The sequence below is a fragment of the Stenotrophomonas sp. YAU14A_MKIMI4_1 genome, assembly GCF_003086855.1.
In the GTDB taxonomy this organism is placed as follows: domain Bacteria; phylum Pseudomonadota; class Gammaproteobacteria; order Xanthomonadales; family Xanthomonadaceae; genus Stenotrophomonas.
Map to the genome: position 1 here is coordinate 2,014,213 of NZ_CP025998.1, position 21,468 is coordinate 2,035,680.

Annotated in this window: 16 protein-coding genes; 7 read left to right on the forward strand and 9 right to left on the reverse strand. The window is 67.1% G+C overall.

The genetic code is table 11. The features are described from left to right. Window positions 1-34: 34 nt before the first annotated feature. The gene (gene acnB / locus C1931_RS09260) at window positions 35-2,626 is read left to right on the forward strand and encodes a bifunctional aconitate hydratase 2/2-methylisocitrate dehydratase (protein WP_108756099.1); all 2,592 of its coding nucleotides are present in this window, start codon (window positions 35-37) and stop codon (window positions 2,624-2,626) included. Window positions 2,627-2,740: 114 nt separating this feature from the next. Here the strand turns inward: acnB and C1931_RS09265 are convergent, their stop codons facing one another. Then, a complete protein-coding gene (locus C1931_RS09265; protein ID WP_108756100.1) occupies window positions 2,741-3,988 on the reverse strand; it encodes a LysR substrate-binding domain-containing protein in 1,248 nt (415 codons plus the stop codon). A 100-nt stretch (window positions 3,989-4,088) separates the two neighbouring features. On the opposite strand from C1931_RS09265, the gene C1931_RS09270 reads away from it, so the two are divergent. The 6 genes from C1931_RS09270 to C1931_RS09295 all read left to right on the forward strand — a co-directional run bounded on the left by C1931_RS09270 (window position 4,089) and on the right by C1931_RS09295 (window position 10,473). Next, on the forward strand, window positions 4,089-4,760 hold the full coding sequence (locus tag C1931_RS09270; RefSeq protein ID WP_108749521.1) for a 4-carboxy-4-hydroxy-2-oxoadipate aldolase/oxaloacetate decarboxylase: 672 nt from the start codon (window positions 4,089-4,091) through the stop codon (window positions 4,758-4,760). Continuing rightward, window positions 4,753-5,808, forward strand: coding sequence for a 4-oxalomesaconate tautomerase (locus C1931_RS09275; RefSeq protein ID WP_108756101.1), 1,056 nt, complete (start codon window positions 4,753-4,755; stop codon window positions 5,806-5,808). Before C1931_RS09270 ends, C1931_RS09275 begins: the two co-directional genes overlap by 8 nt. A gap of 43 nt (window positions 5,809-5,851) precedes the next feature. After that, entirely contained in the window at window positions 5,852-7,165 is a 1,314-nt protein-coding gene (gene dctA, locus C1931_RS09280; RefSeq protein ID WP_108756102.1) for a C4-dicarboxylate transporter DctA, read from the forward strand. 88 nt (window positions 7,166-7,253) lie between these two features. Then, window positions 7,254-8,537 (forward strand): carbohydrate porin, encoded by a 1,284-nt coding sequence (locus tag C1931_RS09285; RefSeq protein WP_159095461.1) that lies wholly within the window; start codon window positions 7,254-7,256, stop codon window positions 8,535-8,537. Between the two features lie 23 nt (window positions 8,538-8,560). Next, on the forward strand, window positions 8,561-9,583 hold the full coding sequence (locus C1931_RS09290) for an amidohydrolase family protein (protein WP_108756104.1): 1,023 nt from the start codon (window positions 8,561-8,563) through the stop codon (window positions 9,581-9,583). After that, complete coding sequence (locus C1931_RS09295) at window positions 9,583-10,473, forward strand: amidohydrolase family protein (RefSeq protein WP_108756105.1); 891 nt, start codon at window positions 9,583-9,585, stop codon at window positions 10,471-10,473. The genes C1931_RS09290 and C1931_RS09295 overlap by 1 nt, the downstream gene beginning before the upstream one ends. Before the next feature lie 428 nt (window positions 10,474-10,901). Here the strand turns inward: C1931_RS09295 and C1931_RS09300 are convergent, their stop codons facing one another. The 8 genes from C1931_RS09300 to C1931_RS09335 all read right to left on the reverse strand — a co-directional run. Continuing rightward, on the reverse strand, window positions 10,902-11,816 hold the full coding sequence (locus tag C1931_RS09300; protein ID WP_108756106.1) for a hypothetical protein: 915 nt from the start codon (window positions 11,814-11,816) through the stop codon (window positions 10,902-10,904). A 40-nt stretch (window positions 11,817-11,856) separates the two neighbouring features. Further along, window positions 11,857-13,434, reverse strand: coding sequence for a hypothetical protein (locus C1931_RS09305; protein ID WP_108756107.1), 1,578 nt, complete (start codon window positions 13,432-13,434; stop codon window positions 11,857-11,859). A 129-nt stretch (window positions 13,435-13,563) separates the two neighbouring features. Then, window positions 13,564-15,156: a hypothetical protein gene (locus C1931_RS09310; protein ID WP_159095462.1), complete on the reverse strand. Its 1,593-nt coding sequence runs from the start codon at window positions 15,154-15,156 to the stop codon at window positions 13,564-13,566. 93 nt (window positions 15,157-15,249) lie between these two features. Beyond that, window positions 15,250-16,323 (reverse strand): chemotaxis response regulator protein-glutamate methylesterase, encoded by a 1,074-nt coding sequence (locus C1931_RS09315; protein ID WP_108756109.1) that lies wholly within the window; start codon window positions 16,321-16,323, stop codon window positions 15,250-15,252. Next, entirely contained in the window at window positions 16,320-16,916 is a 597-nt protein-coding gene (gene cheD, locus C1931_RS09320) for a chemoreceptor glutamine deamidase CheD (protein ID WP_079221788.1), read from the reverse strand. The genes C1931_RS09315 and cheD overlap by 4 nt, the downstream gene beginning before the upstream one ends. Then, window positions 16,913-17,782: a CheR family methyltransferase gene (locus C1931_RS09325; RefSeq protein ID WP_108749530.1), complete on the reverse strand. Its 870-nt coding sequence runs from the start codon at window positions 17,780-17,782 to the stop codon at window positions 16,913-16,915. The genes cheD and C1931_RS09325 overlap by 4 nt, the downstream gene beginning before the upstream one ends. A gap of 33 nt (window positions 17,783-17,815) precedes the next feature. Further along, window positions 17,816-20,086 (reverse strand): methyl-accepting chemotaxis protein, encoded by a 2,271-nt coding sequence (locus C1931_RS09330; RefSeq protein WP_108756110.1) that lies wholly within the window; start codon window positions 20,084-20,086, stop codon window positions 17,816-17,818. An 835-nt stretch (window positions 20,087-20,921) separates the two neighbouring features. Then, window positions 20,922-21,468: IS3 family transposase (locus tag C1931_RS09335; RefSeq protein WP_108757714.1), on the reverse strand; the 547-nt coding region annotated here is incomplete at its 5' end.

Below are 21,468 nucleotides of genomic sequence, written 5' to 3' on the forward strand. Positions count from 1 at the left end.
GTTTTTTCAACCTACGCATTACCCGGGAGTTGTCATGTTGGAAGCCTACCGCCACCACGTCGCCGAGCGCGCTGCGCTTGGCATCCCGCCGCTGCCGCTGAGCGCGCAGCAGACGGCCGATGTCATCGAACTGCTGAAGAACCCGCCGCAGGGCGAGGCCGAGTTCCTGCTCGACCTGCTGACCCACCGCGTGCCGGCCGGCGTGGATGACGCTGCCAAGGTCAAGGCCTCGTACCTGGCCGCCATTGCGCTGGGCAGCGAGCAGAACCCGCTGATCAGCCGCGAGCGCGCCACCGAACTGCTGGGCACCATGCTGGGCGGTTACAACGTGGCCCCGCTGGTGCAGCTGCTGGACGACGCCAGCGTTGGCACCATCGCCGCTGACGGCCTGAAGAAGACCCTGCTGGTCTTCGATGCCTTCCACGATGTGCAGGAGAAGGCCAAGGCTGGCAATGCCAACGCGCAGTCCGTGCTGCAGAGCTGGGCCGATGCCGAGTGGTTCACCAACAACCCGGAAGTGCCGCAGAGCCTGACCGTCACCGTGTTCAAGGTGCCGGGCGAAACCAACACCGACGACCTGTCGCCGGCGCCGGATGCAACCACCCGCCCGGACATTCCGATGCACGCCCTGGCGATGCTGAAGAACAAGCGCGACGACGCGCCGTTCACCCCGGAAGAAGACGGCAAGCGCGGTCCGATCCAGCAGATCCTGGACCTGAAGGACAAGGGCCACCTGGTTGCCTACGTGGGCGACGTGGTCGGTACCGGTTCTTCGCGCAAGTCGGCCACCAACAGCGTGCTGTGGTGGACCGGCGATGACATTCCGTTCATCCCGAACAAGCGCGCCGGTGGCGTCTGCCTGGGTTCGAAGATCGCCCCGATCTTCTACAACACCATGGAAGATGCCGGCGCACTGCCGATCGAGCTGGACGTGTCGAAGATGGAGCACGGCGATGTGGTCGAGCTGCGTCCGTACGAAGGCAAGGCGCTGAAAAACGGTGAAGTGATCGCCGAATTCCAGGTGAAGTCCGAAGTGCTGTTCGACGAAGTGCGCGCCGGTGGCCGCATTCCGCTGATCATCGGCCGCGGCCTGACCGGCAAGGCGCGTGAAGCGCTGGGCCTGGCCCCGACCGATCTGTTCCGCCTGCCGGTGCAGCCGGCCGACACCGGCAAGGGCTTCTCGCTGGCACAGAAGATGGTCGGCCGCGCCTGTGGCCTGGCCGAAGGCCAGGGCATGCGCCCGGGTACCTACTGCGAACCGAAGATGACCTCGGTCGGCTCGCAGGACACCACCGGCCCGATGACCCGCGACGAGCTGAAGGACCTGGCCTGCCTGGGCTTCTCGGCCGACCTGGTGATGCAGTCGTTCTGCCACACCGCCGCTTACCCGAAGCCGGTGGACGTGAAGACCCACCACACCCTGCCGGAGTTCATCTCCACCCGTGGCGGCATCTCGCTGCGCCCGGGCGACGGCGTGATCCACAGCTGGCTGAACCGCATGCTGCTGCCGGACACCGTCGGTACCGGTGGTGACTCGCACACCCGTTTCCCGGTGGGCATTTCGTTCCCGGCCGGTTCGGGCCTGGTCGCCTTCGCCGCCGCCACCGGCGTGATGCCGCTGGACATGCCGGAGTCGGTGCTGGTGCGCTTCAAGGGCCAGATGCAGCCGGGCGTGACCCTGCGTGACCTGGTCAATGCCATTCCGCTGTACGCCATCAAGTCGGGCCTGCTGACCGTGGCCAAGGCTGGCAAGAAGAACATCTTCTCCGGTCGCATCCTGGAAATCGAAGGTCTGCCGGAACTGAAGGTCGAACAGGCCTTCGAACTGTCCGATGCGTCGGCCGAGCGTTCGGCTGCCGGTTGCTCGGTGCGCCTGAACAAGGAGCCGATCATCGAGTACCTGACCAGCAACATCACCCTGTTGAAGTGGATGATTGCCGAGGGTTACCAGGATCCGCGTTCGCTGCAGCGCCGTATCGAAAAGATGGAAGCGTGGCTGGCCAACCCGGAGCTGCTGGAGCCGGATGCCGACGCCGAATACGCTGCCGTCATCGAGATCGACCTGGCCGACATCCACGAGCCGATCGTGGCCTGCCCGAACGACCCGGACGACGTGAAGACCCTGTCCGAAGTGGCCGGCGCCAAGATCGACGAAGTGTTCATCGGTTCGTGCATGACCAACATCGGTCACTTCCGCGCCGCGGCCAAGCTGCTGGACGGCAAGCGTGACCTGCCGACCCGCCTGTGGGTGGCCCCGCCGACCAAGATGGATGCTTCGGAGCTGACCAAGGAAGGCGTGTACGGCACCTTCGGCGCCACCGGTGCACGCATGGAAATGCCGGGCTGCTCGCTGTGCATGGGCAACCAGGCGCAGATCCGCGAAGGTTCCACCGCGATGTCGACCTCGACCCGCAACTTCCCGAACCGTCTGGGCCGCAACACCAACGTGTACCTGGGTTCGGCCGAACTGGCCGCGATCTGCTCGCGTCTGGGTCGCATCCCGACCAAGGAAGAGTACATGGCCGATATTGGCGTGATCGCCAAGAGCGGTGCGGAAATCTACCGCTACATGAACTTCGACCAGATCGAGGAGTACCAGGACGTGGCCAAGACGGTCGCAGCCTGATCCTGCTGATCGGTTGATGCGGTAAACGAAGAACCCCCGGTGCGAGCCGGGGGTTTTTTCGTTGGTGGGGTCAGAGCCGTTTTCCTGTGGAAAACGGGTCTGACCCCCATGGCTTCAGCGATAGCGGAATGGCCAGGCGTCAGGGCCATCGCTGCTGCGTTCGGCGCACACCTCGCGGAAGACCTGCAGGAAGGCCTGCTGCGGCCGCGTGGGGTGCCAGTCGGCTCGGGTGGTCAGGCCGATGCGGCGGCGCAGGGCCTGACCGGCCAGGCCCAGGTCGGCCAGCAGGCCGGCCTGGCGTTCGATCAGGAACTGGTCCCGTGACATCAGGGTCAGCCAGTCGTCTTCCAGCAGCAGCCCGCGGGTGATCACCAGCGAGCCACACTCAATGCGCAACACCGGCGGTTCGTGGCCGTTGTCGCGGAACATCCGTTCCCAGCGTGCGCGCACCGGTGCGCCGGTGGCCGGGATCACCCAGGGGTAGTCGAGCAGCTGCGCAAAGCGCCACGGCTGCCGTGCCGCCAGCGGATGACCGGCGCGGCCCACGATCACCGGATCATCGTCGAACAGGCCTTCCTGCACCACGTCGGGCACCGCGCTGAGATCGCGCATGGCGCCCACCAGCAGGTCCAGGCTGCCCTGGCGCAGGTCGGACAGCAGTTCCGAGAACGGCCCTTCCACCACGTTCACCGTGGCGCCCGGCCACGCCCGCGCGAAGCGTGCCAGTGCCTGTGGCAGCAGCAGCGCACGGGCCAGCGGCATTACCCCGATGGCCAGGCGCCCACCATGCTGGTCACGCAGGGCGGCCAGCTCGTCCACGCCGGTGGCCAGTTCGGACAGCGCCAGCTGCACCCAGCGCAGCAGGCGGGTGGCGGCCGGCGTGGCCAGCAAGGCCTTGCCGCGCCGCTGCAGCAGTGGAACTTCGATCACCGCTTCCAGCTCGCGCACGGCGCGATGCATGGCCGGTTGCGAGATCCCCGCGCGCGCTGCAGCCAGGGTGAAGCTGCCGGCGCTGTCGACCGCAGTGAGCGCGCGCAGCTGGCTGAGGGTCAGCCGGCGCTCGACCGCAGCCAGTGCCGGAAGCCGCGCGGCGCGACGGGCGGCGCGCACGCCGCGGGCCAGGTAGGCCAGGGCACGCTCGATGCGTGGCACCAGCAGCACCGTGGCCTCGGTGGCGACCATGCCGCTGGGCTGCCGGTCGAACAGCGCCGCATCCAGTTGCCGCTCGAGCCGGGCGATGGCCTGGGTGAGCGCCGGCTGCGACAGATTGATGTGCGGTGCCGCCGCGCTGATGCCGCCATGGGTGTGCACCGCCAGCAGCGCGTGCAGGTGCTTCAGGTTCAGCTCGGGCAGCGCGTTCATGGCACAACTATAACCAGATTGAATGGCATGGACGAAAAACGATCTTGAGGGGCTGTGGGCTGCGGAACAGACTGCGCCATCGCCAACGAAGGATGGATGGATGTCCCGCGTCATCACCCGCATCGAGCGCGCCGCACCGGCGCTGATCCAGTCACTGGCCGAGGCCGGCGTGGCCACCGTGCACGAGGCGCAGGGTCGCAGCGGCCTGCTGCACCCGCGGCTGCGCCCGATCTACAGCGGCGCGCGTATCGCCGGCAGCGCAGTGACCGTGTCGGTGCCGCCGGGCGATAACTGGATGATGCATGTGGCCATCGAGCAGCTTGGCGAGGGCGACATCCTGGTGGTGGCACCGACCAGCGACTGCAGCGATGGCTACTTCGGCGATCTGCTGGCCACCTCGGCGCAGGCGCGCGGTTGCCGCGGCCTGGTGATCGATGCCGGCGTGCGCGATGTGCGCGAGCTGACCGCCATGGGCTTCCCGGTCTGGAGCCGCGCGATCCATGCGCAGGGCACGGTGAAGGAAACGCTGGGTTCGGTGAACGTGCCGCTGGTCTGTGGCGGCGCCCTGGTGAATGCAGGTGACGTGGTGATTGCCGACGATGACGGCGTGTGCATCGTGCCGCGTGCCGAGGCGGCGCGGGTGGCTGCCGAGGCGCAGGCGCGCGAAGCACGCGAGGCCGACAAGCGCGAGCGCCTGGCCCGTGGAGAACTGGGCCTGGACATCTACGCGATGCGTGAGCGCCTGGCAGCCAAGGGCCTGCGCTATGAGTAAGGGCGTGCGCGCGATGTGGATGCGCGGTGGCACGTCCAAGGGCGGGTTCTTCCTGGCCCAGGACCTGCCGGCCGACGGCGCCGCGCGCGATGCCTTCCTGCTGCGCGCCTATGGTTCGCCGGACGTGCGGCAGATCGATGGCATGGGCGGCGGCGACCCGCTCACCTCCAAGGTGGCGGTCGTATCGCCCTCGCAGCGCGAGGATGCCGATGTCGATTACCTGTTCCTGCAGGTCTTCGTGGACCAGGCGCTGGTAAGCGACGCGCAGAACTGCGGCAACATGCTGGCCGGCGTGGGCCCGTTCGCGATTGAACGCGGGCTGGTGCCGGCACGCGATGGCGTGACCGAGGTACGCATCTTCATGGCCAACACCGGCACCCTGGCCACCGCCAGCGTGCAGACACCGGGTGCCGTGGTGAGCTATGCCGGTGACGCGCGCATCGACGGCGTGCCGGGTACTGCCGCGCCGGTGCCGCTGGCGTTCGAGGACACGGCCGGTTCCAGCTGCGGCGCGCTGCTGATGACCGGCAACCCGGTGGATGTGATCGACGGCGTGCAGGTGACCCTGATCGACAACGGCATGCCCTGCGTGGTGCTGCAGGCAGCGGATCTGGGCATCAGCGGGCATGAGGACCGCGCCACCCTGGATGCCGACGACGCACTGAAGGCGCGCCTGGAGGCGATCCGTCTGCAGGCCGGGCCGATGATGAACCTGGGCGAGGTGGCCGAAAAATCTGTGCCGAAGATGATGCTGGTGGCCGCGCCGGCCGACGGCGGCGCGATCTGCGTGCGCTCGTTCATCCCGCACCGCTGCCATGCCTCCATCGGCGTGTTGGGCGCGGTGACGGTGGCCACGGCCTGCCTGTTGCCGGGGTCGCCGGCACACGCCCTGGCCCGCTTGCCGGGTGGGCAGGTGCAGACGCTGGCGGTGGAGCACCCCAGCGGGGCGACCGCCTGCGTGATTGAACTGAATGAGGACGGGCAGGTGGCCCGCGCGGCGATGCTGCGCACTGCACGGAAGCTGTTCGACGGCGAACTGTTCGACTGAACAGGCGACGCCTTTCTATTCTCTGCGACCTGGGAGGGTTGTTATGACCGTGGTAGGGAAGCGGCCGGGCCGCTTTGGAATATTGGGCCAGTTGTGGTTCCAGGTGTTGGCCGGCACCGTGATCGGCGTGTTGCTGGGCTGGCTGCAGCCGGATCTGGGTTCGGCGATGAAGCCGCTGGGTGATGGCTTCATCAAGCTGATCCGGATGATGATCGGGCCGATCATCTTCGTCACCGTGGTGCATGGCATCGCCGGCATGCGCGACATGCGCAGCGTGGGCCGGCTGGCGCTGAAGTCGCTGATCTACTTCGAGGTGATCACCATCCTGGCGCTGATCGTCGGCCTTGTAGCCGTGGATCTGTGGCAGCCCGGTGCCGGCATGAACATCGATGCGGCGACCATCGACATGGCCAGCATCCAGGGCTACGTGCACACCGCCCACGACCAGTCGATCGTGGCCTACATCATGGCCATCATTCCCAACACGCTGGTCAGTGCGTTCACCGAAGCGCACGTGCTGCAGGTGCTGTTCGTGGCGGTGCTGTTCGGCGTTGCCCTGGCCGCCGTCGGCGAACGCGGCAAGCCGGTGATGGACGTGATCGAGAGTGCCTCCGGCGCGCTGTTCAAGATCATCGGCTACATCATGTACGTGGCGCCCATCGGTGCATTCGGCGCCATCGCCTTCACCGTGGGCCAGTTCGGTGCCGCCTCGCTGCTGTCACTGGGCGAGCTGATCATCGAGTTCTTCGTGGTCTGCGGGCTGTTCACCGTGCTGGTGCTTGGCACGGTGTGCTGGTGGACCGGGGCCAGCCTGTGGCGCCTGCTGGGCTACCTGCGCGACGAGATCATCATCGTGGCAGCCACCACCAGCACCGAGACCGTGCTGCCGCGCCTGATCGAAAAGATGAAGAAGCTGGGCTGCGAGGAAGGGGTGGTCGGCTTCGTGATTCCCGCCGGCTACTCGTTCAACCTGGATGGCACCTGCCTGTACCTGACCACGGTGGCGATCTTCCTGGCCCAGGCCACCAACACCGAACTGACCGTGTGGCACCAGCTGGGGCTGATCGCCGTGCTGCTGCTGACGTCCAAGGGCGCGGCCGGCGTGGCCGGCGCGGCATTCGTGGTGCTGGCCGCCACCCTGGGCACCACCGGCACCATTCCGGTGGCCAGCATTGCCTTGATCCTGGGCATCCACCGCATCCTGGCCGAAGGGCTGACCTTCGTGAACCTGATCGGCAACGCGATTGCGGTGCTGGTGATCGCCAAGTGGGAAGGCAAGCTGGATGAAAAGACCATGGCGGCGCAGATCGGCACCCGCCGCACGCGCCAGCGTCTGCTGGGCGCACAGCCTGCCTGAGGCCATGGTCTGAGCCCTGACGGCCACCGCGCGTGGCCTCCATCGAATGCAACAACCTGGCGCCGGCGGCGCCGGGAAGGGAGAGAACATGTCGCAGTTCCTGCGCACCCCGCTGTACCTGCTGCTGGCCAGTGTGCTGGCCGCGCCGGCCTTCGCCGCTGGACGCAGCGTGCCCGAGGGCATCGACCTGACCTTGGACCTGGTCGGCAACGTGGCCCACAACCCGGTGGGCGGTGTCGAACAGGGCACCGAAGGCTCGTACTGGGTGATGGCCCAATCGAAGTTCGACCTGGACAAACTGTTCGGCGTACACGGCACCGAGGTCGATGCCCAGTGGGCGTGGTTCGCCGGGCGCAACCTGGCGCGCGAGAAGATCGGCAATTCGATCAGCGCACAACAGACCTGGCGACCGGTGGCCGGGGGCCGCCTGACCCGGCTGACCCTGCGCCACCGCTTCGACAACGGGTTGAGCGTCACTGCCGGCCGCGCGCCGGTGAACAGCTACTTCAACAACTCGCCGCTCAACTGCGTGTTCATGAGCAATGCGATGTGCCTGACCCCGTACGGTGCGATCACCGACCTGGGTATCACCGCCTATCCGAATTCTTCGTGGGCGGGCATCGTGCGCTACGACGTGGATGATCGCTGGTACGCCCAGGCCGGCGTGTTCGATTACAACAACACGCTGAACGAGGCCGGCAAGAACGGCCTGGATTTCTCGGTAGGCGAGGGCACCGGCACGATCAGTGCCTACGAAGTGGGCTACCAGACCAGCTTCGCCAACGATCGCCTGCCGCGCACGTACCGGCTGGGCATGTACCGCAACAGCGATGGTGGCAAGAGCCCGTACTTCGATGCCAACGGCAACTCGGCGGCGCTGACCGGTAAGCCGACCGCGGCGCAGGATGGCGCACGCATGGGCTGGTACGCGATGGGCGACCAGACCGTGTGGCGCGGCAAGGGCAAGCGCAACCTGGCGGTGTTCGGGCGTGTCTACCTCAACACCGGCAACGAGGCGCCGGTCGATCATTTCGTGTCGGCCGGCTTCGTCAAGACCGGCACGTTTGCCAGCCGCGACCAGGACACCCTGGCCCTGTTCGTGTCCAACACCCACTTCAGCGACGAACAGATCGGCTTCCTGCGTGATCGCCGCAGCCGCAATGGCGGCACGGGCGCGCCGCATGCCGATGAAATCATCACCGAACTCAGCTATGGCTGGGCGGTGAAGAAGGGCATCCGCCTGATGCCCAACCTGCAGTACGTCATCAACCCCGACCCGATCTACGCGCCCACGCGCACGACCAACATCCCCGATGCGCTGATCGTCGGACTGCGCGTGGATGTGCATTTCGCCCAGCTGTTTGGCTGGTGATCCATCGCCCCAGGAGATCCCCCATGATCATCGACTGCCACGGCCACTACACCACGGCCCCGGCCGGCCACGATGCGTTCCGCAAGGCGCAGGTGGCCCACTACAACGATCGCTCGCTGCCGGCGGCGGTCTATCCGACCATCAGCGACGATGAACTGCGCGACAGTGTGGAGGCCAACCAGCTGCGCCTGCTGCGCGAGCGTGGCGCGGACATGACCATCTTCTCGCCGCGTGCCAGCACCATGGCGCACCACATCGGCGATGAGCAGGTAAGTGCCGAGTGGACGCGGCACTGCAACGACCTGATCGCGCGGGTGGTGCAGCTGTATCCCGAGCAGTTCATTGGCGTCTGCCAGCTGCCGCAGTCGCCGGGCGTGCCGATCGCCCACGCGGTGGCCGAGCTGGAGCGCTGCGTGAACGAACTCGGTTTCGTCGGCTGCAATCTGAACCCGGACCCGTCCGGCGGCCATTGGGATGGCCTGCCGCTGACCGACCGTTCCTGGTACCCGTTCTTCGAGAAGATGGTGGAGCTGGACGTGCCGGCCATGGTGCATGTGTCGGGCAGCTGCAACGCCAACTTCCATGCCACCGGCGCGCACTACCTGAACGCCGATACCACCGCCTTCATGCAGTTCCTGCAGGGTGACCTGTTCCGTGACTTCCCCACGCTGCGCTTCATCATCCCGCATGGCGGCGGTGCGGTGCCGTACCATTGGGGGCGCTTCCGTGGCCTGGCGGACATGCTGGGCAAGCCGCCGCTGGCCGAGCATGTGATGAAGAACGTGTACTTCGATACCTGCGTGTACCACCAGCCGGGCATCGACCTGCTGTTCGAGGTGATCGACATCGACAACATCCTGTTCGGCTCGGAAATGGTCGGCGCGGTGCGCGGCATCGATCCGCAGACCGGCCATTTCTTCGATGACACCCGCCGCTATGTCGATGCATTGGCGATTTCGGCGCAGGACCGCTACAAGGTGTTCGAAGGCAATGCGCGCCGTGTCTACCCGCGGCTGGATGCCCAGCTGAAGGCGAGGGGGCTGTGATGGCCGCCTTCCAGAAAGATCCCGACTGGCTGGATTACTGTGCGCACCCGAGCCGGCCGCAATTCGTGCCGCCGCCCGGTGCGGTGGACGCGCACTGCCATGTGTTCGGGCCGGGCGACGTTTTCCCGTATGCGCCCGAGCGCAAGTACACGCCGTGCGACGCCGGCAAGGCGCAGCTGTTCGCGCTGCGCGATTTCCTGGGCTTCAGCCGCAACGTGATCGTGCAGGCCACCTGCCATGGCGCCGACAACCGTGCCCTGGTGGACGCGCTGCAGGCCAGCGGCGGCCTGGCCCGGGGCGTGGCCACCGTGCGCGATACCGTCAGTGATGAAGAACTGCAGCAGCTGCATGCGGCCGGGGTGCGGGGCGTGCGCTTCAACTTCGTGCGCCGGCTGGTCGACCCGAAGCCGGATGCTTACTACCACGCGATCATTGATCGCATCGCGCCGCTGGGCTGGCACGTGGTGGTGTACTTCGAGGCGGCCGATCTGGCCGAGCGCTGGAACTTCTTCACCACGTTGCCGACCACCGTGGTGGTGGACCACATGGGCCGCCCGGACGTGAGCCAGCCTGTGGACGGGCCGGAGTTCCAGCGTTTCGTGCGACTGATGGCCGAGCACGGCAACGTGTGGAGCAAGGTCAGCTGCCCCGAGCGGCTGTCACGGCTGGGGCCGCCCGGGTACGCCGATGTGGTGCCGTTCGCCCGGCATCTGGTGCGGCAGTTCCCGGACCGGGTGCTGTGGGGGACCGACTGGCCGCACCCGAACATGAAGGACCACATGCCCGACGACGGGCACCTGGTGGACGTGATTCCGCACATCGCACCCACGCCCGAGTTGCAGCGCAGGCTGCTGGTGGACAACCCGATGCGGCTGTACTGGGGCGAGTAGATCCACGCCATGCGTGGATGGCGGCGCGGACGATGCGTCTGGGGTCAGAACCCTTGCCTGCGGCAAGGGGTCCGACCCCATGCGTGGATGGGGACGCGCACGATGCACTCGGGGTCAGAGCCCTTGCCTGTGGCAAGGGGTCCGACCCCATGCATGGATGGGGATGCGCACGATGCACCCGGGGTCAGAGCCCTTGCCCGGCGGTAGATCCACGCCATGCGTGGATGGCAGCGCGCGATGCACTTGGGGTCAGAACCCTTGCCTGCGGCAAGGGGTCCGACCCCATGCGTGGTTGGGGATGCGGGCGATGCAGCCGGGGTCCGACCTCTTGCCCGGCAGTAGATCCACGCCATGCGTGGATGGCGGCGCGCGATGCACCCGGGGTCAGAGCCCTTGCCTGCGGCAAGGGGTCCGACCCCGGGCTGGGGTCAGGCCTGGGTGACGGCGGTCGCGTCTTCGGCTACCGCCGGCGCGTCTGCCGGTGGCTCCGGTTCTGCGGCGGTCTCCGGCAACACCCCATGGTCGGGGAACAGGCGCGGCAGTTCGGCAACGAAGCGGGCGATGCAGGCCTCGGCGAAGTCGCGCGAGGCGGCTTTTGCCTTGGCATAGTCGTCGGCCTGCCAGTCCTGCAGCGGGGCCACCTGTGCCTCGTCCTGGCAGTGCACGCCCTGGCCGCCGCTCGCGCTGCGGAACAGCCTGCGCACTACCGGGAAGCCGATGGTGGCGTCGTGGCGCAGCTCGTACGGCGTGTCTGCATCACCGAGCTTCTGGTACACCAGCGACCATTGGCCGGCGCTGGCTTCGACGGTGCGCTCGTCGCTGGGAATGGCGCCGGGATGAGCCGCGAAGTAGATCGCCAGCTGTTCGCGGATCATCGCGGGCAACAGCCCAAACGCGGGGCTGGGTACTTCACCGATGCTGTCGCCGCGCACGTTGTTCTTGCTGAAGGTGCTGGTCTGGCCGCCGATGCCGGCCAATGTGCCCAGCGCAAACAGACCGACCTTGGCGGCGGTAGCGCCGGCGGTGTCACCGCGCATCACCAGGCGCAGGGCCGGATCGCCGTAGCGATTGCCGTCGGGCCCGGTGCCCAGCCCGGAGGTGATCTTGATGCGCTGCAGGCTGCTGTAGTCCAGCACGGCGGCCGCAACCGGCGCAGCAACAGTCTCGGCGACCGGTTCCGGCATGGCCTGGGTTGCCGGTTCGGCCGCGGGTTCGGGCGCCGACGCGAGGGTGGTTGCCGCGGCGGTGTCGGGTGCGGGTGCTGGGTCGCTGGCATGGGCCGACGCGGCCAGCAGCAGGCTGGCGGCGATCGCGGCGGTGAGACAAGCGGGGCGTACTGCCATGGTGATACTCCTTGGAAAAGCGGAACGGGCGCGCTGCGGCTTACTGCCCAGCGAACTCCTTGATCGGGAAGGCCTTGCAGCGTTCGACGGCGGCAGTGATATCAACCGGCGCATCGGCGGCGGCACCACGGCGCTGGTTCACCGACGCGGTTTCTTCCCACAGGCTGGGCAGCACCTGCGGCGCGTCCAGCACCCGTTCGCGCACGGCATCGTGCAGCACGCTGCTGTAGTCCGATGATGGCGCCACCACGCACAGGCGGGTGCCGGGCGTGCTGCTGGCCTGCTGCAGCATCTGCTGAAGTGCGTCGCTGCTGCCTGCTTCGTCACGCAGCTGCTGCGCGGCGCTGCCCGGGTTGGCGTCCTGGATCTGCAGCTGGCCGGGGCTGAACAGCAGGACCTGCATCTCCTGTCGCGGTTCGATGCGCACCGGCGCGCGCGTGCGCTCGCAGATGGTGGGGGTCGGTCGGGCCTGCTGCGGCGTCACGCTGCCATCGGCGTGAACCTGGCGGACATGCAGCCGGCACATCTTGTCGGCCACCTCAAACTCCACTTCATAGTCCTGGCCGGGTTTGGCCACGAACTGGCCGGACAGCGTGCCCGTGCAGTACAGGCCGCTTTTGGGATCAAAGGCCGCCTCGAAGATCAGCGGCTTGCCACCGGGAATTTGGTATTCCTGGTAGCTGAGCGTGGAGAACCGCTGGTCCTGCTTGCTGCGCAGGGCTTCGGTGCTGGGAATGCCGAGCAGGCCCTTGTCACCAGCATTGTTGTACTTGACGTCGATTCGGTCGCGGTAATCGTCGCGGCACGTCGCATCGGTGAGCAGGGTGGTGGTCCGGCCGAAATCGGCGTACACGCGCACCCGTGCTGGCGGCACGACGCCATCGGCGTAGGCGCTGAGATCCTCACCCGCCAACGGACGCGGGTACATGGCCGGAATGCGCTTGATCAGCTTCTCGATGCACTTCATGGTGATCATCTGCGCGGCGCTCTTCAGCCGGGCGTAGTCGTTGGCCTGCCAGGTACCCAACGTCGCGCGCTCGTCGCTGTCGCTGCAGCGGATGATCTCGGCCAGGCTGCCATCGGCGCGGCGCTGCTGGATGGTGGTGGTGTGGTTGAGCCGGTACAGCGGATCCTTGCGGGTGTTGCCCTGGTGCACCAGCGCCCAGGTTTCGGCATTGAAGCGCAGGGTGCTGGTCTGGGTCGGCAGTGCGTCGGGCGCATAACGGAAATAGCCGCCCACCAGCGCCTTGGCCACGTTCGGCATCAGCGTGATGGCTGGGCTGGCCTGGCCTTCGATGATGCTGCCGGGCAGCTGGTTGCGCCGGCTGTAGTCGGGCTCATTTCCACTGAACAGCAGGGACAGTCCCTTCGGCGTCAGTGCCTCGCTGTCATCGGGGGTGACGATGCGCAGCGCCACGTCCGGTGCGTGCAGCGGCTTGGCGGCGGTATCCGGACCGCTCAGGATCTGCACGCGTTCGCTCCACGCATCGGCAGCGTCGGTGGCGGGCGAGGAGGGTGCCTGTGGCGATGCCGGCTGGGCTGCCGCGGTGGCCAGCAGCGGTGCAAGCAGGGCCGCTGCCAGCAGCGTGGTTCGGGAGGGGAAGCGGCGCAGGGCCATGGTCAAGCTCCTTGAGAAACAGAAACAGCCATGCCGGCCCTTCCGGTGCCGGCATTCGAACGAGGTGTTGTCGAGGGGGTGCTGCGGTCCGGTCAGTCCTGGGCCAGCGCTACCGTCGCAGGCGATGGGTTATTGCACGCGGAAGTCCAGGCGGGGCAGGGTCTGGCAGTGCTGCACGGCGGCCTGCAGATCCAGCGGTGCTGCCGGAGCTGCGTGGCGCGCCTGATTGACCGTCGCGGCTGCCTCCCACAGGCCAGGCAGTGCCGCGCCATGCTCGAGCACGTAGTCGCGCAGCAGCGTGTTCAATGGGCTGGCGTGATCCTGCGCAGGCACGATCACGCAGGCGCGGGTTCCCGGCGTGGCCAGCATCTGCTGCAACAGCGTCTGCAGTCGCGCAGCATCGGCAGAACCGTCGGCCAGCTGCAGCGGTGGGCTGTCCCTGTCCGCAGGTTGCACCTGCAACGCGTTGTTGGTGAACAGAAAGACGCCCATGGCGTCCAGCGGTTCGCGCGGCGTCTTCGTGGTGAGCGTGGTGTAGTCCACGTCCGGACGCGTGCACGTCTCCGGCGCGCGCCTGGCTGGCACTGCGAGCCGGACACCTTCGGCATCGACGCTATGGACGTTCAACCTGCAGACCTGGCCGACGATATCCATCTTCACTTCGTAATCCATACCGGTGACCGGCACGATCTGTACCGCCAGCGTGCCGGTGCAGAACGCGCCGCGGTGGCGGACGTCCGCGTCGAAGATCAACGGCTGCCCGGCCTGCACGGCATACTCGCGGTACTTCGGCGACTTCAGGCTGCGCAGGGTTTCGGTTTCGGCGATGCCGAGGCTGAGGTTGCCCGCCTCGCTGTCCAGCGCATTGGCGTTGCTGGAGGCGGGCCAACGCGGGTCATCGAAGCGTCGGCTGCCGTCGGCCAGGCAGTAGGCATCGCCGAGCATGGTGACCCGTTCTGTTGCCGAGTTGAGAACCCGCACGCGTGCCGTGCCGTCACCGCTGCCTGCGGTGGGGAGCGGCTGCGGGAAGAACTGTGGCAGCTTGCTGACAAAGCGCTGCACGCAGGCAGCGGCCAGTTCGCGGGCACTGGCGCGCAGTCGCGCGTAGTCATTGGCTTGCCATTGTTCGAGCGTGGCCTCGCGCCCGGGATCGTTGCAGTACGCGGCGTCCATCGTGCTGCCGTCCGGTTGCTGCAGGCGCAGGCGGGTGAAGTGGCTGAGCTGATAGAGCTGTTGCCCTGCCTTGGGCTTCTGGTAGACCAGGGCCCACTCATTCGCCTCTACCTTCAACAGCGTGCGGCCCTGGGGAATCGCACCGGGGAACAGGGTGAAGTACTGCTGCAGCCAGTCATTGAACAGGCTGGGCATGAGGTCCATGGCTGGGCTGGGTACTGCCTGGACGTCGGTCCCGCGCAGATGCTTGGGATCCAGCCGGGTAGTGGAGCTGGCGCCGAAGACCTGGCGTACAAACTGCCCGGTCTTGGCCGCGCCGGTGATGCGCTCGCCATCTTCGGGGGTGACGATGCGCAGTACGACATCCGGGTGATGATCGTGGATGTGCTGGCCGGCGCCGGCGCTGATCGCCACGTGCTCTGTCCAGCCTGCGGGGGGCGGTGTGGGTGCCGCTGGCGGAGCATCCGTTCGACCGGTGCCGCTGGCGAGCATCGGCAGCAGGCAGGTGGCGGCAAGCGCGCCGCGCAGTGGAATCAGGCGTAATGCCATGGTGAAACTCCTTGAAAGTGGAACAGCACAGGCGGCCCTGGGCGGTCCGCCTGTGGATGACGTTGGATTGTGAGGGGGAAGGCGGCTGCGCGGTCAGCCGCGGGCCAGCGCCAGCAGGCGCTCGGCGATGCGCTCCAGCGGCACCTGATCTTCGGCGGCGCCCAGCTTGAACGCCGCGCCGGGCATGCCCCAGACCACGCTGGTGGCCTCGTCCTGCACCAGCGTGGGTGCGCCGGCCTGGCGCATTTCCAGCAGGCCGCGCGCGCCATCGTCACCCATGCCGGTGAGGATGGCACCGATGGCATTGCCACCGGCACTCTGCGCGACCGAGCGGAACAGCACGTCAACGGCCGGCTTGTGCCGGTTAACTGCCGGGCCGTCGTCGATGCGGCAGCGCCAACGGGCACCGTCGCGGATGATGCGCAGGTGCTTGCCGCCGGGCGGCAGGTAGGCATGGCCCGGCAGCACGGCTTCGCCATCGCTGGCCTCGCGCACGGCCATGGCCGAATGGCGGTCCAGGCGTTCGGCGAAGGCGGTGCTGAAGCTGGCCGGCAGGTGCTGGGTCATCACCACCGCCGGGGCGTCGGCGGGCATGCCTTCCAGCACCACGCGCAGCGCTTCGGTGCCGCCGGCCGAGGAGCCGATGGCAATCAGCCGGTCGGTGGTCCGGAACTGCGGTGCGGCCGGGCGCAGCGACGGTGCCGCGTCCAGCAGCACCTTGGGCGCCGCCGCACGCACCAGCGGTCGCACCCGCGAACGCGCGGCCATCTTGACCTTGCCGATGATCTCCTCGGCGTAGCCCTGCAGCCCGCGGGCCACGTCCAGCTTGGGCTTGGAAACGAAATCCACCGCGCCCAGTGCAAGCGCCTGCAGGGTGGTGTCGGCGCCGCGCTCGGTCAGCGAGGAAATCATCACCACCGGCAACGGATGCAGGCGCATCAGGTTCTCCAGGAACGCCAGGCCATCCATGCGTGGCATTTCCACGTCCAGGGTGATCACATCCGGGGCCAGGCGCTTGATCTTCTCGCGCGCCAGCAACGGGTCGGCAGCGGTGCCGACCACATCGATGCCCGGATCGCTGGACAGGATTTCGGTGAGCATCTGCCGGACCACGGCAGAGTCGTCGACGATCAGTACCCGGCAGGGGGCGTTGCCGGGCCCGTTCATTCGAACAACTCCACGCCGCCGGTGACCGGGGCCTTGGACAGGCGGGCACGCACGGCCGATTCGGTGGCGGCCACTTCGGCCTCGTGCGCGTGCGGCAGGCGCTGCACCACCACACGGCCGGTATCGGCGAAGAACCAGATCTTGCGCGGATGGATGCCGCACAGGTCTTCGGCAATGATCGGAATGTGTTCGGCCTGCAGGTACTGGCGCACGAACTCGGCATTGCGGGTGCCGACCGGGTTGCTGGTGAAGCCCTTCAGCACGTTGGCGCCGCCGAACACCTTGGCCTCGATGCGCTTGCGGTGGGCGCCGCGCTTGAGCATGTCGTTGATCAGCAGTTCCATGGCGTAGCTGCCATAGCGCGCGGGGGCGCCATCGCCGGCGTTGCCTTCGGGCAGCAGGAAGTGGTTCATGCCGCCGATCTTCAGCACCGGATCGCGCAGGCAGGCGGCAACGCAGGAACCCAGCGTGGTGGTCAGCGCGGTGGTGTCGTCCACCACCAGGTACTGGGTGGGCAGCAGCTTGGCTGCCACGGTCTTGAAGCGTGCGTCCTGGTAGCGCATCACATCATCGGTGCGCAGTGATGCATTCATGCGCCGGCTCCCTGTGCGCGTCGGTACAGCGTGCGGCCACACGGCTGGATCAGGTCGGCCGCGTGCAGATAGTTTTCCGAATGCCCAGTGTAGAGCAGGCCATCGTCGGCCAGATGGTTCACCAGCCGGCCCAGGATGGCGCGCTGGGTCGGCTTGTCGAAGTAGATCATCACGTTGCGGCAGAACAGTGCGTCGAACGGACCGCCCACGTCGTAGCGCGGTGCCAGCAGGTTCAGCGGGCGGTATTCGATCAGCTCGCGCAGGGCCGGCAGCACCCGGCACTGGCCTTCGTTGGGGCCGCTGCCGCGCTGGAAGTAGCGGCGGCGCAGGTCCGGGTCCAGGCTGGCCACGCGGTCGATGTTGTAGACGCCGCGGCCGGCGGTGGCCAGCACCTGGGTGTCCACGTCGGTGGCGATGATGCGAACCGGCGGCTTCAGCGTACCGAAGGCCTCGCACGCGGTGATGGCCATGGAGTAGGGCTCTTCACCGGTGGACGCCGCGCACGACCACAGCAGCAGTGGACCGCGGCCGGTGCGCTTCTGCAGTTCTTCGCGCAGCTTGTCGAAGTGGTGCGGCTCGCGGAAGAACGAGGTGAGGTTGGTAGTGAGCGCGTTGGTGAACGCCTGCCATTCCTCGCCTTCGCCCTGTTCCAGATGGTCCAGGTACTGCTGGAAGCTGCGCATGCCCAGTGCGCGCAGGCGCCGCGACAGGCGCCCGTAGACCATGTCCCGCTTGGCGGGGGCCAGGGCGATGCCTACGCGCTGGTAGATCAGGTCGCAGACGCGGCGGAAATCACGGTCGGCGAACTCGAATTCGCGGGGGCCGGTCACGATGGGGGTTGGGCTCTGCACGGGGGAGGTGTCCATCGGGTGGGCGGCGGCCGAAGCCGCCGCGGGGGATCAGAATTCCTGCCAGTCACCGTCGCTGGAAGCGACCGGGCTGGAAGGCGTGCGCGGTGCCGCGGTGCGCACGGCCTGCGGGCGGGCAGGGGCGCGCACGATGGCGTGTGCGGGCGGGGCGACGCGGGCGGCCACGGCCTTCACCGCCGCCGACACCTGGTTGTCCAGGCGGAAGATGGCCACTGCATCGGCCAGCTGCGCGGCCTGGTCTTCCATGGCGCGTGCGGCAGCGGTGGCTTCTTCCACCAGCGCGGCGTTCTGCTGGGTGGTTTCGTCCATCTGCACCACGGTCTGGTTGACCTGCTCGATGCCGGCGCTCTGTTCCTGCGAAGCGGCGGAGATTTCGGCCATGATGTCGGTCACGCGCTGCACCGAGGCCACGATCTCGCCCATGGTCGCGCCGGCCTGGTGGACCAGTGCCGAGCCTTCGTTGACCTTGCCGACCGAATCGTCGATCAGGCCCTTGATCTCCTTGGCCGCTGCAGCCGAGCGCTGCGCCAGGGTACGCACTTCGCTGGCGACCACGGCAAAACCGCGGCCCTGTTCACCGGCACGCGCCGCTTCCACTGCGGCGTTCAGTGCCAGGATGTTGGTCTGGAAGGCGATGCCATCGATCACGCTGATGATCTCGGCGATCTTCTTCGACGAGGCTTCGATGGCCGACATGGTGGTGACCACCTGGCCGACCACTTCGCCGCCCTGCGAGGCCACGCCGTGCGCGCCGATGGCCAGCTGGTTGGCCTGGCGGGCGTGTTCGGCGTTCTGGCGCACGGTGGAGGTCAGTTCCTCCATCGACGCGGCGGTTTCTTCCAGGTTGGCGGCCTGCTGTTCGGTGCGGCGCGACAGGTCGCTGTTGCCCGAGGCGATTTCGCCGGCGGCCAGGGTGATGCTGGAGGTGCTGGCCTGGATCTGGCCGACGATCTGGGTCAGCTGGGCAACGGTGCTGTTGGCATCGTCGCGCATGCGGGCGAACACGCCCTGGTAGTCACCGTGCATGCGGGTGGTCAGGTCGCCTTCGGCGATGGCCGACAGCAGCTGCGAGAGCTTGCCCAGGTTGTCATCGCTGACCGCCATCATGGCGTTGAGGTTTTCCAGCATCACGCGGAAATCGTGATTGAAGCGCTGGGCATCGCCACGCTGGCTGAAATCACCGGCGGCGGCGGCGGCGGCCAACTGCTTGATTTCGGCGTTGATGCGGCCCAGGTTGGCCTTGACCGTATCGACGGTGGTGGTCATGGCGGCCTTTTCGCCCGGATAGCGCGCCACGTCGCGGCTGAGGTCGCCCACGGCGTACTGCTGCACCACGTCCAGCACATCGTGCAGGGTCTGCACGTGGCTGCCGACCAGGGTGTTGGTTTCCTGCACCATCAGGCCGTACTCGCCGGGGAAGGCGGCGGCGTCGATGCGGTAGCTGAGTTCACCGCCATCGTGGCGGCGGGCCATTTCGCGCTGGGCGGTGATGACCGCGTGCAGCTGCTGCTGCATGCGCGACATCGATTCGAGCAGGCGGCCCGGTTCGTCGTGCGGCTGCGGGCCAATGTGGCTGTCCAGCTTGCCGCGCGCAATGCCTTCGGCCACCGCGGTGGCCTGCTTCAGCGGCACGGCGATGCGGTTGCCGATGATCCAGCTCAGGCCCAGCACGATCAGCACCAGCAGGCCACCGGACAGCGCCATGATGCCGGTGAAGGCCCAGGCGTCGCTCTGCACGTCGTCCATGTAGACGCCGGTGGTCACCACCCACTTCCAGGGTTCGTACATGCCGGCGTAGGTGATCTTGTCGATCAGGCCTTCCTTGCCGGGCTTGGTGGTCTGGTAGTAGGTGTAGCCGCCGCCGAGGCGGGCCATGCCGACCTGCAGGTAGTAGATCGGCACGCCGTCATCGGAGGTGTAATCCTTCTGCACGGTGCCCACGCGCTTGGGCGCGAACGGGTGCATCAGCACGCGGTACTGGGTGTCCAGCACGTTGTAGTAGTCGGCATCGTTGTTGGCGCGCATGACTTCCAGCGCCTGCAGCGCGGCGGCCTTGGCGGCTGCCTCGGTCAGTTCGCCGGTGCCGGCCAGGCGCTTGTAGTGGTCCAGCACGCCGTAGGTCAGTTCGACCTGGGTGCGCAGGGCGTCCTTGCGCGTTTCGGTCAGGTCCAGGTACTGCATGCGGGCGGCGATCACCGACAGTGCAATCACGCCGATCGCGATCATCAGCGTGAGCAGGTTGAGCTTGCGCCGGACGGAGAGGTTGCTGAAGTAGTGTTGCCAGCGATGCAGGAGGTTCATGAAGCGGGACCAGGTCGAGACGGGCGGGCGGCGCCAGTACCGGTGACGGCGCGACCGGCCGTGACAGAACGGTTATCGGCCGGGGGCGGGGAGATTTGAGGGTGGCGCTATGAGCGCATTCAGGTTCCCTTGCAGCGGCAGCTGCTTCGCTGCCTGCTGCAGGCTTTTGTAGCAACAGCAACAGCAACAGCAACAGCAACAGCGGTTGGTCGGCTGTTTGTTGCTTCTGGGGGAGGCGGGTCGGGGTGGGCAGGCAGGACACGCCCTAAACCCCCCTCCGGGGTCCGGCCCAGCCGCTGGCGGCTGTGCGTTCGGGCGCTTGCGAAGCAGTGCTTCGCAAGCAAAGCGCCCTCACCCATGGGGGCTCGTAGGCGCCTCGCTCGTGTGCGCTTTCCTGCGCACACGGCAAGACCGGGGTTGGGCGTCCTGCCCAACCCGCCCGAGGCATGCCTCGGGCCCTTGGCGCCTGCGGTCCTGCCTGCCCACCCCGACCCGCCTCTTCATGCATCGCGGCGGCGGACGGCAAGAGCGTTGTTTCTATCGGGCGGGGAATTGGGGTCAGAGCCCTTTTCCTTTGGAAAAGGGATCCGACCCCTGGGGCGGGATGCAGGGCGAGTGGGGTCAGAGCCCTTTTCCTTTGGAAAAGGGATCCGACCCCGCAGAGGCCCCGCGGCGTGCAGCTGTTGCTCTTGCTCTTCTTTCTTCAATCCGGGGTGGACGCGCGGGGAACTGTCCGAGGCCGGGTGGGTGGGGTGTGCAGGGGTGTCCGCGGCATGGATGCCGCGGCCAAGCCCCCAAAGGTGAAGTGACCCCCTGAAGTTGGACAGGTGGGGGATCAGGCGGCCAGCGCGGCCTGCTCCCGGTACTGTACGGGGCTCAAGCCCTTTAGTTTCAAGCGGATACGATTCTCGTTGTAGTACCGGATGTACTCCACCAGCCCAGCTTCCAGGCTATCGATGCTGTCAAAGGTGTTCAGGTAGAAAAATTCCGACTTCAGGGTCCCGAAGAAGCTTTCCATGGCCGCGTTGTCCAGGCAGTTGCCACGCCGGGACATGCTCTGTTTCAGCGAGTGCTTTTCGAGCTTGTGGCGGTAGTTTTCGTGCTGGTAGTGCCAGCCTTGGTCGGAGTGGATCATCGGACGATCTTCCGGTGAAAGCCTCCTGATCGCTTGGTCCAGCATTTCACCCACCAGGTCAAACACGGGCCGGCGCTTCATCTGGTATGCCACGATTTCGCCGTTGTAGAGGTCCATGATCGGCGAAAGATAGAGCTTCATGCCCTGCACCTTGAACTCGGTTACATCGGTCACCCACTTGCGATTGGGCATCTCAGCCTCAAACTGGCGGCCCAGGTCGTTGGGAACCACGACATTGGCCGCTCCC

Excerpts from the sequence above, each read along its gene's own strand:
- acnB (WP_108756099.1), top strand. The coding sequence starts at position 35 with ATGTTGGAAGCCTACCGCCACCACGTCGCCGAGCGCGCTGCGCTTGGC.
- C1931_RS09265 (WP_108756100.1), bottom strand. The coding sequence starts at position 3,988 with ATGAACGCGCTGCCCGAGCTGAACCTGAAGCACCTGCACGCGCTGCTG.
- C1931_RS09270 (WP_108749521.1), top strand. The coding sequence starts at position 4,089 with ATGTCCCGCGTCATCACCCGCATCGAGCGCGCCGCACCGGCGCTGATC.
- C1931_RS09275 (WP_108756101.1), top strand. The coding sequence starts at position 4,753 with ATGAGTAAGGGCGTGCGCGCGATGTGGATGCGCGGTGGCACGTCCAAG.
- dctA (WP_108756102.1), top strand. The coding sequence starts at position 5,852 with ATGACCGTGGTAGGGAAGCGGCCGGGCCGCTTTGGAATATTGGGCCAG.
- C1931_RS09285 (WP_159095461.1), top strand. The coding sequence starts at position 7,254 with ATGTCGCAGTTCCTGCGCACCCCGCTGTACCTGCTGCTGGCCAGTGTG.
- C1931_RS09290 (WP_108756104.1), top strand. The coding sequence starts at position 8,561 with ATGATCATCGACTGCCACGGCCACTACACCACGGCCCCGGCCGGCCAC.
- C1931_RS09295 (WP_108756105.1), top strand. The coding sequence starts at position 9,583 with ATGGCCGCCTTCCAGAAAGATCCCGACTGGCTGGATTACTGTGCGCAC.
- C1931_RS09300 (WP_108756106.1), bottom strand. The coding sequence starts at position 11,816 with ATGGCAGTACGCCCCGCTTGTCTCACCGCCGCGATCGCCGCCAGCCTG.
- C1931_RS09305 (WP_108756107.1), bottom strand. The coding sequence starts at position 13,434 with ATGGCCCTGCGCCGCTTCCCCTCCCGAACCACGCTGCTGGCAGCGGCC.
- C1931_RS09310 (WP_159095462.1), bottom strand. The coding sequence starts at position 15,156 with ATGGCATTACGCCTGATTCCACTGCGCGGCGCGCTTGCCGCCACCTGC.
- C1931_RS09315 (WP_108756109.1), bottom strand. The coding sequence starts at position 16,323 with ATGAACGGGCCCGGCAACGCCCCCTGCCGGGTACTGATCGTCGACGAC.
- cheD (WP_079221788.1), bottom strand. The coding sequence starts at position 16,916 with ATGAATGCATCACTGCGCACCGATGATGTGATGCGCTACCAGGACGCA.
- C1931_RS09325 (WP_108749530.1), bottom strand. The coding sequence starts at position 17,782 with ATGGACACCTCCCCCGTGCAGAGCCCAACCCCCATCGTGACCGGCCCC.
- C1931_RS09330 (WP_108756110.1), bottom strand. The coding sequence starts at position 20,086 with ATGAACCTCCTGCATCGCTGGCAACACTACTTCAGCAACCTCTCCGTC.